The organism is Brevundimonas sp. PWP3-1b1 (assembly GCF_049896065.1).
GTDB classification, from domain to species: domain Bacteria; phylum Pseudomonadota; class Alphaproteobacteria; order Caulobacterales; family Caulobacteraceae; genus Brevundimonas; species Brevundimonas intermedia_B.
Window position 1 is genome coordinate 786185 of record NZ_JAFCTO010000001.1, and the last position, 15196, is coordinate 801380.

Annotated in this window: 15 protein-coding genes; 2 read left to right on the forward strand and 13 right to left on the reverse strand. The window is 67.0% G+C overall.

Translation table 11 applies throughout. The annotated features are described in order from the left end of the window. Nucleotides 1–2: 2 nt before the first annotated feature. The 5 genes from ACP69V_RS03805 to ACP69V_RS03825 form a co-directional block, all read right to left on the reverse strand. On the reverse strand, nt 3–410 hold the full coding sequence (locus tag ACP69V_RS03805) for an MAPEG family protein (RefSeq protein WP_426022712.1): 408 nt from the start codon (nt 408–410) through the stop codon (nt 3–5). Nucleotides 411–413: 3 nt separating this feature from the next. Next, nucleotides 414–2183 (reverse strand): M14 family metallopeptidase, encoded by a 1770-nt coding sequence (locus ACP69V_RS03810; protein WP_426022713.1) that lies wholly within the window; start codon nt 2181–2183, stop codon nt 414–416. Nucleotides 2184–2289: 106 nt separating this feature from the next. Then, entirely contained in the window at nt 2290–3636 is a 1347-nt protein-coding gene (locus ACP69V_RS03815) for an ATP-binding protein (RefSeq protein ID WP_426022714.1), read from the reverse strand. Continuing rightward, on the reverse strand, nt 3633–4292 hold the full coding sequence (locus tag ACP69V_RS03820) for a response regulator transcription factor (protein ID WP_426022715.1): 660 nt from the start codon (nt 4290–4292) through the stop codon (nt 3633–3635). Before ACP69V_RS03820 ends, ACP69V_RS03815 begins: the two co-directional genes overlap by 4 nt. A 2-nt stretch (nt 4293–4294) precedes the next feature. After that, nucleotides 4295–4723, reverse strand: coding sequence for a PepSY domain-containing protein (locus ACP69V_RS03825; RefSeq protein ID WP_426022716.1), 429 nt, complete (start codon nt 4721–4723; stop codon nt 4295–4297). Here ACP69V_RS03825 and ACP69V_RS03830 point away from each other — a divergent pair. Continuing rightward, nucleotides 4722–5264 carry a hypothetical protein gene (locus ACP69V_RS03830; protein ID WP_426022717.1) on the forward strand — a complete coding sequence of 181 codons (543 nt, stop codon included), beginning with the start codon at nt 4722–4724 and terminating at the stop codon, nt 5262–5264. The two genes, ACP69V_RS03825 and ACP69V_RS03830, sit on opposite strands and share 2 nt — an antisense overlap. A 100-nt stretch (nt 5265–5364) precedes the next feature. Here the strand turns inward: ACP69V_RS03830 and ACP69V_RS03835 are convergent, their stop codons facing one another. The 7 genes from ACP69V_RS03835 to folE all read right to left on the reverse strand — a co-directional run bounded on the left by ACP69V_RS03835 (nt 5365) and on the right by folE (nt 12127). Then, nucleotides 5365–6894, reverse strand: a complete 1530-nt coding sequence (locus tag ACP69V_RS03835) for a UbiD family decarboxylase (protein WP_426022718.1) — start codon at nt 6892–6894, stop codon at nt 5365–5367. A 10-nt stretch (nt 6895–6904) separates the two neighbouring features. After that, nucleotides 6905–7567 carry a Pr6Pr family membrane protein gene (locus tag ACP69V_RS03840; RefSeq protein WP_426022719.1) on the reverse strand — a complete coding sequence of 221 codons (663 nt, stop codon included), beginning with the start codon at nt 7565–7567 and terminating at the stop codon, nt 6905–6907. 18 nt (nt 7568–7585) lie between these two features. Then, nucleotides 7586–8428, reverse strand: a complete 843-nt coding sequence (locus tag ACP69V_RS03845) for an aldo/keto reductase (protein ID WP_426022720.1) — start codon at nt 8426–8428, stop codon at nt 7586–7588. A gap of 108 nt (nt 8429–8536) precedes the next feature. Next, nucleotides 8537–8878: an MmcQ/YjbR family DNA-binding protein gene (locus ACP69V_RS03850; RefSeq protein ID WP_426022721.1), complete on the reverse strand. Its 342-nt coding sequence runs from the start codon at nt 8876–8878 to the stop codon at nt 8537–8539. A 29-nt stretch (nt 8879–8907) separates the two neighbouring features. Then, the gene (locus tag ACP69V_RS03855; protein WP_426022722.1) at nt 8908–10749 is read right to left on the reverse strand and encodes a gamma-glutamyltransferase family protein; all 1842 of its coding nucleotides are present in this window, start codon (nt 10747–10749) and stop codon (nt 8908–8910) included. 144 nt (nt 10750–10893) lie between these two features. Continuing rightward, complete coding sequence (locus ACP69V_RS03860; protein WP_426022723.1) at nt 10894–11328, reverse strand: biopolymer transporter ExbD; 435 nt, start codon at nt 11326–11328, stop codon at nt 10894–10896. A gap of 169 nt (nt 11329–11497) precedes the next feature. Beyond that, a complete protein-coding gene (gene folE, locus ACP69V_RS03865) occupies nt 11498–12127 on the reverse strand; it encodes a GTP cyclohydrolase I FolE (protein WP_426022724.1) in 630 nt (209 codons plus the stop codon). Between the two features lie 107 nt (nt 12128–12234). On the opposite strand from folE, the gene cysS reads away from it, so the two are divergent. Continuing rightward, nucleotides 12235–13686, forward strand: coding sequence for a cysteine--tRNA ligase (gene cysS / locus ACP69V_RS03870; RefSeq protein WP_426022725.1), 1452 nt, complete (start codon nt 12235–12237; stop codon nt 13684–13686). A 176-nt stretch (nt 13687–13862) separates the two neighbouring features. Here the strand turns inward: cysS and ACP69V_RS03875 are convergent, their stop codons facing one another. Next, nucleotides 13863–15146: a lytic murein transglycosylase gene (locus ACP69V_RS03875; protein WP_426022726.1), complete on the reverse strand. Its 1284-nt coding sequence runs from the start codon at nt 15144–15146 to the stop codon at nt 13863–13865. Nucleotides 15147–15196 lie beyond the last annotated feature (50 nt).

Genomic DNA, 15196 nt, shown 5'->3' on the forward strand with positions numbered 1-15196 from the left:
CGTCAAACGACGGCGAAGGCGATCAGGCCCACGGCGGCGCTCAGCAGCGCCACCCAGGTCAGCAACATGCCGATCACCCGTCCCAGCGACGGCCCGGTCTGGAACAGCAGGCCCAGGGCATGGACGACCCGTCCCACCAGCAGCGTCGCGCCCACCGCATGCACCATCCAGGCCGGCGCCCCCACGGCGGCCAGCAGCAGCATGGCGATCATGCCCGGCGTCGCATATTCCACCAGATTGCCGAAGGCCCGGCTGGCGGCCATCAGGTCCGGGTTCCCGCCGTCCCCGAACGACACCATATGCTTGCGCCGTCCGCTGACCACGATGCCCGACAGCACCAGCATCATCAGGATCAGCAGGCCGCTCCACAGGGCGGCGGCCTGGACGGCGTACATCAGGGGTGTGGTCATCGATCAGTCCTCGCGCCCGACGGGGTAGAGCAGATAGTGGTCGTCATAGAAGGGCGTGCGTTCGTAGAACCAGGCCAGACGCGCCTGCGGGTCGGCGGCGAACGCCGCGTCGGCCGCCAGTTTCGCCTCGAACTCGGCCTTCAGCGCAGGGTCCGCCGCCATCATCTTGTCCGCCAGCGGCGCGATGGCGTAGGCCTCTATATATTCGACGCGGCTCATGACCTCGGGGAACATGCCCCAGGCGAAGAAGCTCTCGCTGGATTGCGGCTCCAGCAGCAGTACGACGATGTCGCCCAGCGGCTGATCGGTCGGCACCCGCACCGATCCGACGGGATATGTCCAGTCGCGCTTCTCGACCTCGACCGTCTTCACCGAGGCCTGGACGTGACCCTCGTTGGCCCGCGTCGCCAGCTTGGGCTCGACCAGACGCAGCATCGACAGGTCCACCGTGCGCCGCGCATCGACCGTTTCCATTTCGATTCCGTGCGTCTTCAGCCGCTCGATGATGTCGGTGCGATAGCCCGGCACCCAATAGGCGGTCGGTCGCGTCAGGGTCAGCGTCGGTTTGGAGCCATAGAAGGGCATCTGCCACAGCTCGGGATCGGGCCGGCCCAGCCAGCGAATCTCTTTCCGGCCCGAGGCGGGGCTGTCGTACATTTCGTACAGGATGCCCTTGAACGGCCGGGTGGACGACGGCGTCTCGTCGGCCTCGAAGTTGGCGGGGATCTGCGCCGGGCGCAGGGCCTTGTCCTGCTCGGTCGCGGCCCTCAGACCCGCGCCCTGATCGGCCAGCAGCCGCATCGCCTCCTCGATGAAGACATAGGTGCCCAGCACCCGCTGCTCGTGCGGTTTCAGGCTGTGGTTCTCGATCAGGATCGTGGGAACGTGCGCCGCCGAGCCCCAGCCGTTGGAGAACCGCTCGCCCAGGCCGCCGTCCGACAGGCCCTTCCTGGGTTCGTCGTCATCCATGCCGAACACCAGTTCGCCGGGGATGTGACCCTCCCGTTCCAGCGCCGCATTCATCGCGGGCTTGAAGATCGAATCCAGCCAGGCCGACCCGTTCGGCGAGCGGCTGAACGCCCCGTCCTCGCCGTTGAAGCCATAGGTGACGTCGTACTGGTAATCCATGCCGTCGGTGACGTGGACGTCCACATACAGGTCGGGCCGGTATTTCAGGATCAAACCCCGCACCGCCCGCATCTCGGGCTGGTCCAGCTTCAGATAGTCGCGGTTCAGGTTCTGGTTGGTCGCCGTATTGCGCCAGCCCTGGATGCGCGGCCCGCGCTGGTTGGGGCGGGAATAGGCGCTGGCCCGCTCGTGCCCGTCCACGCTCAGGATCGGGATCAGGATCAGATTGACCCGGTCGAGCAGGGCGTCCTTCCCGTAAAACGCGATGTCGCGCAGCAGCATCATGCCCGCGTCCTTGCCGTCGATCTCGCCGGGGTGGATGCCGGCCTGGATCATCAGCACGGGCTTGGCCGGATCGAACGCGGCCCCGTCCTTGGACGCGATCACCGCATAGATGGGCCGTCCCTCGGGCGAGACGCCGAACTGTTCGATGCGGATCAGGTCGCTGGCCTGATCCAGCCGGTCGAACCAGGCGCGGGTTTCGGCGTAGTCGGGCGAGAAGTCATGGCCCGGATCGGCCTCGAACGCTGTGACCCACGGATCGCTCGCGTCGCGCAACAGAGCCCTGGACGCCCCATCCCAGGCCCGCGCGGGGGGCAGGAAGGCCTGGTCCCAGGGGGCGGTGTTGGGGATCGTCTGGGACATGGCGGGGCTCACGCTACAGGCAAGGGCGGCAAGGAAGGCCGCTAACAGGAGAGGGCGCATCGCCCTAACTCGACCGTTGCCGTCCGTCTGGCAACCCCCGCAGTCGTCAGCTTCGCACCTGACCGTCCCGTTTCGGCCACGTCATCTCGACCTGAAGCCCGCCCTCGTCGGCGTCTTCCAGAGACAGCGTCCCGCTGCTGGCTTCGACGAAGTCGCGGGCGATGGCGAGGCCCAGACCGCTGCGTGCCGCGCTCTCATCCAGCCTGACGCCGCGCCCCAGGGCCGAGGCGCGCAGGTCGGCCGGAATGCCGGGACCGTCGTCGGCGATCCGCAGCGACAGGCTGTCGCCCTCAACGCAAGCCGTCGCCCGCACCATCGCAACGGCGTGACGTGCGGCGTTCTCCAGCACCGCCCCCAGCGCCTCCAGCGCCGCCTCCTCATCCAGCGGCAGGACGACGTCCGGCGCGACCTGGTTGTGCAGCGCAAGTCGGGCGCCGTCCGGTGTTCGGGCGATGACCGCGAACAGGCGTTCGATCGCCACCGAGGCGTTCGCGCTCTGGACCGGCGCCGCCCGTCCGCCCGCCCGCGCCAGTTCGCCCTCGACCGCGCCTGAAACCAGATTCAGGCCGTGAGTCATCTCGCGTCCCGTCGCTGGGTCGAGCGCCTCGATCTGCAGACGCAGCGCGGTAAGCGGCGTCTTAAGGGCGTGGGCCAGGTCGCGCGCCCGGCGCCGCGCCCGTTCCACATCGGCGGCGCGCGCCTCGGCGAAGTCGTTGATGGCCAGGGTCAGGGGGCGCACTTCGTAGGGATGACGAGTCTCGTCCATTCGTCCGCCGGGCGCGCGCCGCATCGCCTCCAGTTCGCGGCGCACGGCGTCCAGCGGCGTCAGCCCCAGCCGGACCTGAACCCAGGCGGCCGCCATCAGGGCGATCCACAACACGGCCAGGAAAACGGCGCTCTCGATCCCGAAGTCGGCGCGGGCCTGACCCAGCGGCTTCCGGTCCCCCGCGACTTCGACCAGGATCTGCGGACCATTGGCGGACAGTTGCACGTTCCGCGCGATCCTCAGCACCCGATCCTCGAAGGGCCCGACGGCGCTTCGCGATCCCCAACCGCGAGCAGGCGGAGCGTCGGGCGACGCAAGAACCCCGTCCCACAATGACCGAGAACGCACTTCGCCGCCCGCCCCGCTAATGCGCCAGTACAGGCCGCTGGCCGGCCGATCGAAGCGCGGATCGAACGGGCGGGCTGACAGCGTCGCCCGTCCCTGGGCGTCCGGTTCCAGCGCAGCGATCAAGGCCAGACCGTGCCGTTCCAGTTCCGCCAGAAGTTGGCGTTCGGCATGGCGCTCGAACAGCACGCCCAGCACCAGCCAGGCTGTCGCCAGGGCGACTGCGACGGTGACGCCGGCGAAGGCCAGAAGTCGTGCGCCGAGGGAGCGCCCGCGTCTCAAGCCGCGCCCGCCAGGACATAGCCGAAGCCGCGCCGCGTCTCGATCACGCCGCCGCCGACCTTGCGTCGCAGCCTCGTGACCAGCGCCTCGATGGCGTTGGCCTCCACCGCTTCGACTCCGTGCAGGCTCTCGGACAATTCGCCGGCGCTCATCGGCCGGCCGCCGCTATGCGCGAGCGCATGCAGCAGACGGTATTCCAGCGGCGACAGCGACAGGGGCGTTCCGTCGATGCTGACCTGCATCCGTCGCGTATCCAGCCTCACGGCGCCGAAGCTCAGCACCGATTCCGAATGGCCGGCGTTCCTGCGGATCAGGGCGCGGACACGGGCCACCAGTTCCCCGGGCTCGAAGGGCTTGGCCAGATAGTCGTCGGCGCCGGCCTCGATCCCCTCGACCTTTTCCGTCCAACCCCCGCGCGCCGACAGGATGATGATGGGAAAGACCCGTTCGTCCGACCGCCATCGACGCAGCACGCTCAAGCCGTCCAGACGGGGCAGGCCCAGGTCCAGGATTACGGCGTCGTAGTCCTCGTCCCCGCCCATGGCCCAGGCTGTCTCGCCGTCCTGCGCCAGATCCACCACGAACCCCGCGCCCTGCAGGGCGGCGGTCACGCCGCGTGCGATGGCCGCGTCGTCCTCGACCAATAGGAGGCGCATGGTCAGTCTTCCTCGATATCGAGAACGGCGCCGGTGCGGGCGTCCAGTTCCATCTCTATGGCGCGGCCTTCGGGCGTCAGGATCTCAAGCTTGTAGACCGCCGTGTCGTCATCGTCGTCCTCGTCCAAATCCACGTCGATCACCTCGCCAGCGACCCGTTGTCGCGCGATGTCCAGGATACGGCTTAGTGGCAAACGCCCGTTCCCCTTCGGCGCGCCTTGCAGCAGCGGTGGGGGAGGCGGCTCCGCGACCGGCTGGCTCGGTTGGAACTGCGGCGGCGTGAAGGCCGGAGGCGGTGATTGCGGCGCGGGCGTCTGGCGCAAGTCCGGCGCGCGCTGTTGCGTCTCCGCCGGCGCGGAGCCCCCCGGATCGCAGGCGTTCAAGCCCAAGGCCGCGACCAGGGCCGGCAGGATGAGAACAGAGGCGCGCATGGAAACCGACAGACTGCATTTCCTCGCTGACGGCAAGCTGACGGGCGGCGTCTGCGGGCTGTCAGCCGGGCGGTCGCATTGTGGCGACATCGCCGAACCCCGGCGCAATCAAGAGAAGGACATGACGATGAAACCGCTTCTGCCCGTCACCCTGCTGAGCCTGGCCGCCATCGCCGGCGTCGCCACCGCCGCACCAACCTCGGCGCCGGTCGCCGCCGCCGTCTCGGCTCCCGCCGCCGCAGCCGCCGCAGCCGCCGCTCCGCCGGTCGTCGCCAACCCGAACCGCGACGACTTCTACGCCCATGCCGACTGGGACGATGATGACGACGACCGCCGCCGCTATGGCCGCATGACCCGACCCGACATGGGCTCCCTGCGCGCTGTCGGCATGGTCCGCGTCACAGAGGTCGAACGCGACGACGGCCGCATCGAAGTCGAGGGTCGCGACGCCCGTGGCCGCGAGATCGACGTCCTGATGGACGCCCAGGGCCGCCGTGTTCTCGACGTGCGCCGCGATAGCGACGACCGCTGGGACGACTGAATACACAGCGTTCGCCGCCATCGATTCGGATGGCGGCGGACCTGTCCTCGACCATCTCTCGGAGCGTGGATGCGTTACAGCGTGTTGTAACGGCTCTCTGTTACTTCCAGATCGGCGTCCCGTCGCCCGGCAGCCCCAGCCGGCCCCACAGGTCGTTCACCCGTTCGACCACAGCTTCGTCCATACGGATTTCCTCGCCCCATTCGCGCTTGGTCTCGGGCGGCCATTTGTCGGTGGCGTCCAGGCCGATCTTGGAGCCCAGGCCGCTCTCGGGGCTGGCGAAGTCCAGATAGTCGATGGGGGTGGACTCGATCACGGTGATGTCGCGCGCCGGGTCCATCTTGGTCGAGATGGCCCACATGACGTCCTTCCAGTCGCGGGCGTCGATGTCGTCGTCCACGACGATGACCCATTTGGTGTACATGAACTGGCGCAGATAGCTCCACACGCCCAGCATCACCCGCTTGGCGTGGCCCGGATAGGCCTTCTTCATCGACACCACGGCGATCCGATAGCTGCAGCCCTCGGGCGGCAGCCAGAAGTCGACGATCTCGGGGAACTGCTGGCGCAGCAGGGGAATGAAGACCTCGTTCAGGGCTTCGCCCAGCACGCTCGGCTCGTCCGGCGGCCGACCGGTGAAGGTGGTCAGATAGATCGGGTCCCTGCGCATGGTGATGGCGCTGACCTGGAAGACCGGGAATTTCTCGACCGAATTGTAGTAGCCGGTGTGGTCGCCATACGGCCCTTCGTCCTCGAACTCGTCCAGCAGGACATGGCCTTCCAGCACGATCTCGGCCTGGGCCGGCACCATCAACGGCACGGTCTTGCACGCGACCAGTTCGGCCTTGGCGCCACGCATCAGTCCCGCGAACTGATATTCCGACAGGGTGTCCGGCACCGGCGTCACCGCCGCCAGGATCGTGCCCGGATCGGCGCCCAGCACGACGGCGCAGGGCAGGGGCTCGCGCTTTCCGGCCTTCTTGTGCCGCGCATAGTGTTGCGCTCCGCCCCGGTGCGCCAGCCAGCGCATGATGGCCTTGTCCTTGCCCAGCACCTGCATCCGATAGATGCCCAGGTTGAAGTCGTCCTCGCGGTCGTCCGACGGCCCCTTGGTCACGACCAGGCCCCAGGTGATCAGGGGCGCCGGCTCGCCGGGCCAGCACGACTGGACGGGCAGGGCGGTCAGGTCGATCTGGTCGCCCTTAAGCACCACCTCCTGCACCGGCGCCTTCTTCACCACCTTGGGCCGCATCGACATGACAGTCTGCATCAGCGGCAGCATCTCCATCGCGTCGCCCAGGCCGCGCGGCGGTGTCGGATTGCGCAGGAAGGCCAGCAGCTCCCCGACTTCGCGCAGCTCGCCCGCCGTCGTCCGGTCCTTGCCCTCCAGCGTCACGCCCATGGCGACCCGCTTCACCGTGCCGAACAGATTGGCCAGGCAGGGGATGGGGCTGATCGTGCCGTCCGGCATGACCGGCTTTTCGAACAGCACCGCCGGCCCGCCGTTCCGTAGCAGCCGGGTCTGGATTTCGGTCATCTCCAGCACGGTGGAGACGGGTTCGGACACCCGCACCAGCTCGCCCTTGGCTTCCAGCTGGTCGATGAAGTCACGCAGGGATTTGTAGGCCATGCGGCGAGGCTTAGGCGGGAGAGCGGTCTCTGTCACGCGTCGCGCGACCGAACCTGCGATCCAGCGCCACCAGCGCCAGGCCGACCAGCAGGAAGAAGACCAGCAGCCCCGCGAAGATCGCGACGACCCGGCCCAGTCCCAGCTGGTCCACATTGACGAAGCCATAGGGCCACCAGTGCGTCGCCAGGCCGTGGATCAGGGTCCAGCCGCCGTAAATCAGCGGAAACGCCAGCCACTTCACCGGATCGATCCAACGCAGCCGGCCCTTGGGCGTGAACCACAGCCAGTCCAGCAAGAAGGCGGACGGCATGACGTAGTGCAGCACCAGATTGACGCCGGCCAGCAGACCCTCGGGCTTCCAGTAGGGGGCCAGCATGAAGTGATACACGAAGCCGACGACGACGATGTACATGGTCACCGCCGCCCGCACCCCTTCGCTGGCGCTCCATCGCGCGATGCGGCGCTCGCCGTTCAGCAGCGGGCCGGTGAAGGCCAGTGCGACCAGGATGTTGGTCAGGATGGTGAAGAAGCTGAAATAGTTGACCGTCCGCTCCACCACGCCCCAGCCCTGGCTGGGGCCGACCATCAGGATGTACTGCAGCAGCAGCGTGGCCCAGCCGATCACCGCAAAGGTCGCGCGCCACAGCCGTGGTCGATCCCGCTCGCGCACCATGACGTCGTCTCCGTTCGATCAGGCGTCAGTCTTGTCCCATTCGAACGTCGGGTCCAGCCAGTCGCCCAGCCGCTCTCCACGATCCAGGGCGTTCATCCGCTGCATCTCCTCGCTCGACAGCTCGAAATCGAAGACGTCGAAATTCTCGCGCGCGCGGCTTTCCTTGGTCGTGCGGGGAATGGCGATGATACGGTTCTGGATCAGCCAGCGCAGGGTGATCTGGCCGTTGGTCTTGCCGTGCGCGGCAGCAAGTTCGGAAATCGTGGCGTCCTCGGCGATCTTGCCCTGGGCCAGCGGCGACCAGGCGGTGATCGACGATCCCAGCTCGGCCGCCGTCGCGACCAGTTTGTCGATGCCGAGATAGGGGTGGTGCTCGACCTGGTCGGTGATCAGCCGCGCCTTGGACAGACCCTGCGCCTGGCGGAATTCCTTGGACGGGAAGTTGGACAGGCCGATGGCGCGCGTCAGGCCCTGATCCTTGGCTTCGTTCAGCGCGCCCAGCGTCTCTTCGAACGACGGCGTCGTCTTGGGCCAGTGCAGCAGCAACAGGTCGGGCGTCGTGCCCAGGCTGTCGGCCGATTCCTTGGTCTGTTTCAGCAGGGCGTCATGGGTGAAGTGTTCGACCCAGATCTTGGTCGTCAGGAAGATGTCTTCGCGCGCCACGCCGGAATCCCGGATGCCTTCGCCGACCGCCTTCTCGTTCTTGTAGATCCAGGCCGTGTCGATGTGACGATACCCGATCCGCAGCGCCTCGGCGACCATGCGGCGCGCGTCGTCCGGCTCCAGCTGCCAGGTGCCGAAACCAAGCAGGGGGATTTCGATGTCATCGACGGTGATTGTGGGCTGGTCGCCATAGGCCATGAGGCGCTCCTTCGCGTCGCTTGAGGGATGGCCTAGTTAGGCGCCCGGGCGGCCTTGCGAAAGGTCGCGGTTCGTTCGGCCGACGATTTCCTGGCCGCAATCGCCGCCTCAGCCGGCGTCGAACGCCTTGACCATCCGTTTCGGCGCCACCTTGCGCCACCGCTTCTCCAGCGCCGCCCTCAGCCACGCCGGATCGACCGAGGCCAGCCGCGCCAGCACGATCGGATAGTCACGATAGTGGTCTGTGAAATGAAACGTCGCCGGGTCCATCTCGATCAGCATCTCGCGCTCATCCAGGGTGTTCAGATGCACCACGATGCTGTCGTCCAGCGCGGGACGCATCCAGGTGAAGAACTTCCCCGCCACCTTGAACGACGGCTCCCCATAGGACACGCCGTCCTCCATGCCCGGAAACGAAAACAGCAGGGCGCGAACTTCGTCGTGGGTCATGTCGGTAAGCCAATCTCAATAGGCCAATCTCAATAGGCCAACGCGATCCCGTCCTTGCGCATCTCGGTCGCCGCGCCATAGGTCCAGCGGCCGCCGGGGTTCATCTGTTTCATTACGTTCTGATAGCCGCCGAACCCGCCGTCGGGCTCGCCCAGGGTCCAGCCCATGGCGCGCAGCTGGGCCTTGGTCGCCTCGGGCACGCCGCTTTCCAGGTGCAGGACGCCGGCCCCTTCCTGCGGTTGGCCGGTCGGTTCGGACGAGCCATAGTGCTGCCAGCGCGGCGCGTCGCCGGCCGCCTGGGGCTCCAGTCCATAATCGACCATGTTGATGATGATCTGGGCCTGGCCCTGTGGCTGCATGGCTCCGCCCATGACGCCGAACGCCATCCAGGGCTCGCCGTCCTTGACCGCGAAACCGGGGATGATGGTCTGGAACGGGCGCTTGCTGGGCGCATAGACATTGGGATGGCCGTCGGTCAGGGCGAACAGCTCGCCCCGGTCCTGGAACATGAAGCCCAGCGGCTCCGATCCATTGTCCGGCGCCAGGCCCGACCCCATGCCGCGATAGTTGGACTGGATCCAGCTGACCATCATGCCGTCGGCGTCGGCGACGCTGAAATAAGTGGTGTCGCCGTGGTGCGGGGCGTCGCCCGGCATGACGCGGTCCATGACCCGGTCGGGCCGGATCAGTTTTGCTCGTTCGGCGGCATAGGCCTTGGAGTTCAGCCATTCGACCGGGGTCTTGGAGAAGCGGTCGTCGGCGAACCAGCGCGCCCGGTCCTCGAACGCCAGCCGCTTGGCCTCGGCCTGGACGTGCAGCGAGGCGGCGGACTGGAAGCCCATGGATTTCAGGTCGAACTGTTCGCAGATGTTCAGGATCTGGTTGGTCGACAGGCCTTGGGTGTTGGGGCCCAGGCCGAAGACGTCCACCCCGCGATAGTTGGTCTGGATCGGCTCGACCCATTCGGTGTGGTGGGCGGCCATGTCGGCGCGGGTCAACCAGCCGCCGATTCGCCTGGAATAGGCTTCCATCTGGTCGGCCAGGGGGCCGTCATAGAAGGCGTCGCGCCCGCCCTCGGCGATCATCCGCAGGGTCTTGCCCAGGAAGGGATTGGCGAACATCTCGCCCACTTTGGGCGTCGCGCCGTTCGCGGCCCAGATGCGCTTGCGGTTGTCGTTCTCCTCGATCGGGATCACGCCCCGGTCGAAGGCGGCCATGTTGCGTTCCAGGTAGTAGGCGATGACCTGGGGCATGGGGACGCCCTGTTCGCACAGCTCGGCGACCGGCAGCAGCACATCCTTCCACGGCAGTTTCCCATACCGCTGGTGCGCGCTCCACCAGGCGTCCACCGTGCCCGGCACGTTCACCGTCACCGCGCCATAGCGGGGCAGATAGCCGTCGATGGCCTTGGATCGCGCGGTCTCCAGGCTGAGGCCCCGCGGACTGGCGCCCGAGCCGTTCAGCCCGACCACCTTCTTCTGTTTCGGATCCCACAGCATGCAATAGGCGTCGCCGCCGATGCCGTTGGCCACCGGCTCCAGGAAGCCTAGCGCCGCATTGATGGCGATGGCGGCGTCGATGGCCGATCCGCCGCGTCTCAAGGTGTCGATCCCGATCAGGCTGGCTGCCGGATGCGCCGTCGCCGCCGCCCCGTTCGCGCCCCAGACGGTGGACCGCCCCATGAACTTCGGCCCGGTGATCCGGTCGCCGATGCCGACGCCGGCATGGGGATCAGGACGGGCGGGGGCGGGGGCCGCTTCGGTGGGTTTGGCGGTCGGGGAGGCTTGCCGGGCCTGAGCTGCCGTTGCGGCCATTGCTCCGGCCGTCAGGGCTCCAGCAGGCAGGGCGGACAGGAAGGTGCGACGATGCATGGGCGAACTCCTCGAACGGCCGATGCAGCATCAAGGCGGGGTCCGGCCCATCCGGCAAGCCCCAATCTCGCAGATCGTGGCCGGCAAAGAAAAAGGCCGCGTCCCTTTCGGAACGCGGCCCAAATTCTTGAACGGACGAAAGTCCTATTCGATGTCTTCGTTCAGCAGGCCGACCTTGAAGAAGCCGTTCTCCTGCATCGTGTTCATGACTTCCATGAACTGCGAATATTTCACTTCCGGCTGAGCGCGGACGAAGACGCGCTCTTCCTGGCAGGAACCGCCGCCCAGGGCGGTGCAGACGTCAGCGGCCAGGTTGTCGATCGAGGTCTGGTTCTCGGCGATGAACAGCTGACCCGAGTCCTGGATGGTGATGTACACCGGTTCCTTTTCCTCGGTCGGGTTTGAGGGCGGCTGCGCGGGCGGCAGGTCCAGGCGGATCGACACGGTCGCCATAGGCGCGGCGACCATGAAGATGATCATGAGCACCAGCAGAATGTCGATGAACGGCGTGATGTTGATATCAGCCGTCTGTTCGATCGTGTGCTTGTCCCCACCGGAACCACCCAGCTTGGCAGCCATGCATCGTCTCCGTTACTCGCCGGCTGCAATCCGCGCCGACATTTCCCTATGGATCGCCCGAAGGCTTGATCGGTTCTTGGCGTCCCGATGCGGGCTTGTAAAGCGGTTCTAAACGATCTGCCGTTCCCGAACGTCAATTATACGCGACAGTCGTCCCCAAGAACGGGCTTCAGGCCTTGGCCAGCTTCAGAAAACGGTCCGCCAGGGCAGGATCGTCCTTGAAAGCGCCGGTGAAGCGGGTCGTGATGGTCGAAACGTGTCGATGATGCACTCCGCGCGTGGTCATGCACTGGTGCTCGGCATCCACCAGCACCGCCACGCCGCGCGGCTGCAGGTGCGATTCGATGGCGTCGATGATGTCGTTGGTCAGGGTTTCCTGGTTCTGCAGGCGCCGGGCATAGATCTCCACCACCCGCGCCAGCTTGGAGATGCCGACCACCTTCTCGCCGGGCAGATAGGCGACATAGGCCTTGCCCAGGAAGGGAGCCATGTGGTGCTCGCAGTGGCTCTCCACCTCGATGTCGCGCAGGATGACCATGTCGTCGTAACCGGTCACGTCCTCGAAGGTGCGGCTCAGCTCCTTGCCCGCATCGGCGTCATAGCCGTCGAACCATTCGCCGTAAGCGTCCACCACCCGTTTTGGCGTGTCGATCAGGCCGGGACGGTTCGGATTGTCGCCGGCCCAGGCGATCAAGGTGCGCACGGCGTCCAGCGCCTGTTCGCGGCTGGGACGCGCAACTTCAGCAGGCTTGGGGGTTTCGTCGCTGACGAGGACGGGCTTGGCGGGGATGACGCTCATGAACTCGATCCGTTGAGGCAGGCGCCTCTATAAACGATAGACTATATGTCAGGCCGCTATATGGGACGGACCCTCCGTCCTGCAAGAAAACGAAGTCCACCTCTCCTATGCCGCTGCACATCCACGACACCCTGCGCCGTGAAAAGCGCCTGTTCGAACCGCGCGATCCGAACCGGGTGACCCTCTATGTCTGCGGCCCGACGGTCTATGACTACGCCCATATCGGCAATGCGCGCCCGCCGGTGGTGTTCGACGTCCTGGTGCGGCTGCTGCGCCGGACCTACGGCGCGGACAAAGTCATCTACGCCCGCAACGTCACCGACGTGGACGACAAGATCAATCAGAAGGCCGCCCGCGAGGGCGTGCCGATTGGCGAGATCACCGCCCGATACGAGGCCGCCTATCTGGCCGACATGGGCCTGCTGAACGTCTTGCCGCCCGACCTTGCTCCCCACGTCACCGACTATATTCCGGCCATCGTCGATCAGATCCAGGCCATCGTCGATGCCGGCTGCGCCTATGCCGCCGAGGGGCACGTCCTGTTCGACGTCTCGTCCTACAAGTCATACGGCGCCCTGTCGGGCCGGAACCTGGACGACATGATCGCCGGCGCCCGCGTCGAGGTCGCGCCGTATAAAAAGAACCCCCACGACTTCGTCCTGTGGAAACCGTCCAAGCCGGACGAGCCGTCCTGGCCGTCGCCCTGGGGCGAGGGGCGTCCTGGCTGGCACATCGAATGCTCGGCCATGATCGAACAGACCCTGGGCCTGCCCATCGACATCCACGGCGGCGGCATCGACCTGGTCTTTCCCCACCACGAGAACGAGATCGCCCAGGGCGTCTGCGCCCACGGCCACGCCCATGACGATCAGGCGCACGACGAATACGCCCGCTACTGGATGCACAACGGCTTCCTGACCGTGGACGCCGAGAAGATGTCCAAGTCCGTCGGCAACGTCCTGCTGCTGCACGACCTGGTCCAGGCCATGCCGGGCGAGGTCGTCCGCTGGGCGCTGCTCAGCGCCCACTATCGCCAGCCGCTGGACTGGAACCAGGGCCTGCTGGAGCAGAGCCGCAAGAACCTTGATCGGCTCTATGGCGTTCTGCGAGACGCCGACGCGGCCCTGGCCGATTTCGACTTCGCCACGCTGGACGAGGCCGAGATGGAGCTGGCCGAGAACGCCCTGAATCCGGTGCTGGACGCGCTGGAGGACGATCTCAACACGCCGGGCGCCATCGCCCAGCTGTTCGGGCTGGGAAACGCCCTTCGCGATCTGCTGAACGACGCCGAGGCGGACATCAACGACATCGCCATGGCGCGCTGGAGCCTGGCCGAAGCCGCCGGCCTGCTCGGCGTGCTGTCGCTGACGCCGGACGCCTGGTTCGAGGGCGGCGATCCCGCCCTGAAGGCCGAGGTCGAGGCTCTGCTGGACCAACGCGCCGGCGCTCGCGCCGCCAAGGACTGGCCCGAGGCCGACCGCATCCGAGACCGCCTCAACGCCCTGAACGTCGTCGTCATGGACGGCCCCGAAGGCGCCACCTGGCGGATGAAGGGCTGACCGACTTCACGTCTCCTCCCCACTTCGTGGGGAGGGGGACCGCGTAGCGGTGGAGGGGTTCTCGAAGTCCCACAGGCGCCTGTAATGTGTTGAACAGCCCCTCCGTCACGGCGCGAAGACGCGCCGCGCCACCTCCCCATCGCTGCGCGATAGGGAGGAGACTTAGGCTTCGAACTTCAGTTCGCCCGGCGGATCAGTTCGTCCGCCAGCGTCGGCGTCAGATAGCCGTCGGCGGTGCGACCCGTCGCCACCTGCCAGCGGCGCAGGGCCGCGCGGGTGTTGGACCCGATCACCCCGTCGACGCCTTGGGTGTCATAGCCCAGCTGCGTCAGCGCGCGCTGCGCCCCGATCCGCTGCTCACGCGACATCGACGGATCGTTGGGCCAGGCCTTGCTCAGGGCCGGCTTGCCCATGATCCCGTCCGCCGTCAGGCCGATGGCCAGGGCGTAGCTGACCGAGTTGTTGTAGCGGCGGATCACATAGTGGTTCGGCAGGGCCAGGAAGGCCGGACCGTTCGCGCCCTGCGGCAGCAGGATGGTCGCCTCTTCCAGCGCCTCGGCTCCGTTCGGCGTGCCGCCCTGGGCCAGGCGCACGCCCTTGGCCGCCCAATAGGCCCAGTTGTGTTTCGGACCTTCCGCCTCGGCATAGTCGAAGCCGGAGGGCAGGGTGATCTCATAGCCCCAGCCCTGGCCGCGCTTCCAGCCGGCCTGGGCCAACAGGTTGGCGGCGGACGCCAGGGCGTCGGCTTCGTCGGCCCAGATATCCACCTTGCCGTCGCCGTCCTGGTCCACGCCCAGTCGCAGATAGTTGTCGGGCATGAACTGAGTCTGGCCCATGGCCCCAGCCCAGCTGCCCTTCAGCCCCGCGCGCTCGCGGCGGCCGTCCACGACGATGTCCAGCGCATCCTTCAGCTGGCCCTCGGCCCAATCCCGCCTGCGACCGTCATAGGCCAGGGTCGCCAGCGAGCGGATGACGTCATAATCGCCCTGCACCTGACCAAAGGCGCTCTCCTGCGCCCAGACCCCGACCAGGATTTCGCTGGGCACGCCGAACCGCTGGACGACCGACCACGGCACCCGGTCGATTCGCTGCTTGGCCTGGGCGATTCTCACCGGCGTCACCGCGTTCTGGATATAGGCGCCGGCGGGCTTGGAGAATTCCGGCTGATTGCGGTCCAGACGGATCACCGTCGGATCGGGCGCGAGACCGTCCAGTTCGCGGGCGTAGTCGGCGCGGCGGGCGCCGCCCTTGCGCGCCAGGAACCCCTGTTTCCAGCCCTCGAACCCTTGCTGGTCATAGGCGGCCAGCGGCGGCGTCTGCGGCGCGGGGGCAGGGGCCGTGACGGGGGCGCCCGGTTGCGGCTGGGGCTGCGGCGTCGGCAGACCCACCTGCGGCTCCGGCAACATGGGGGCGCAGGCCGAAACACAGCCGATGAGAAGAAGGCGATAGGAAAAGCGCATGAGATTCAAACTAAAGCCCCCAGGGTCAGACGCGAAATGACATCCGCGAG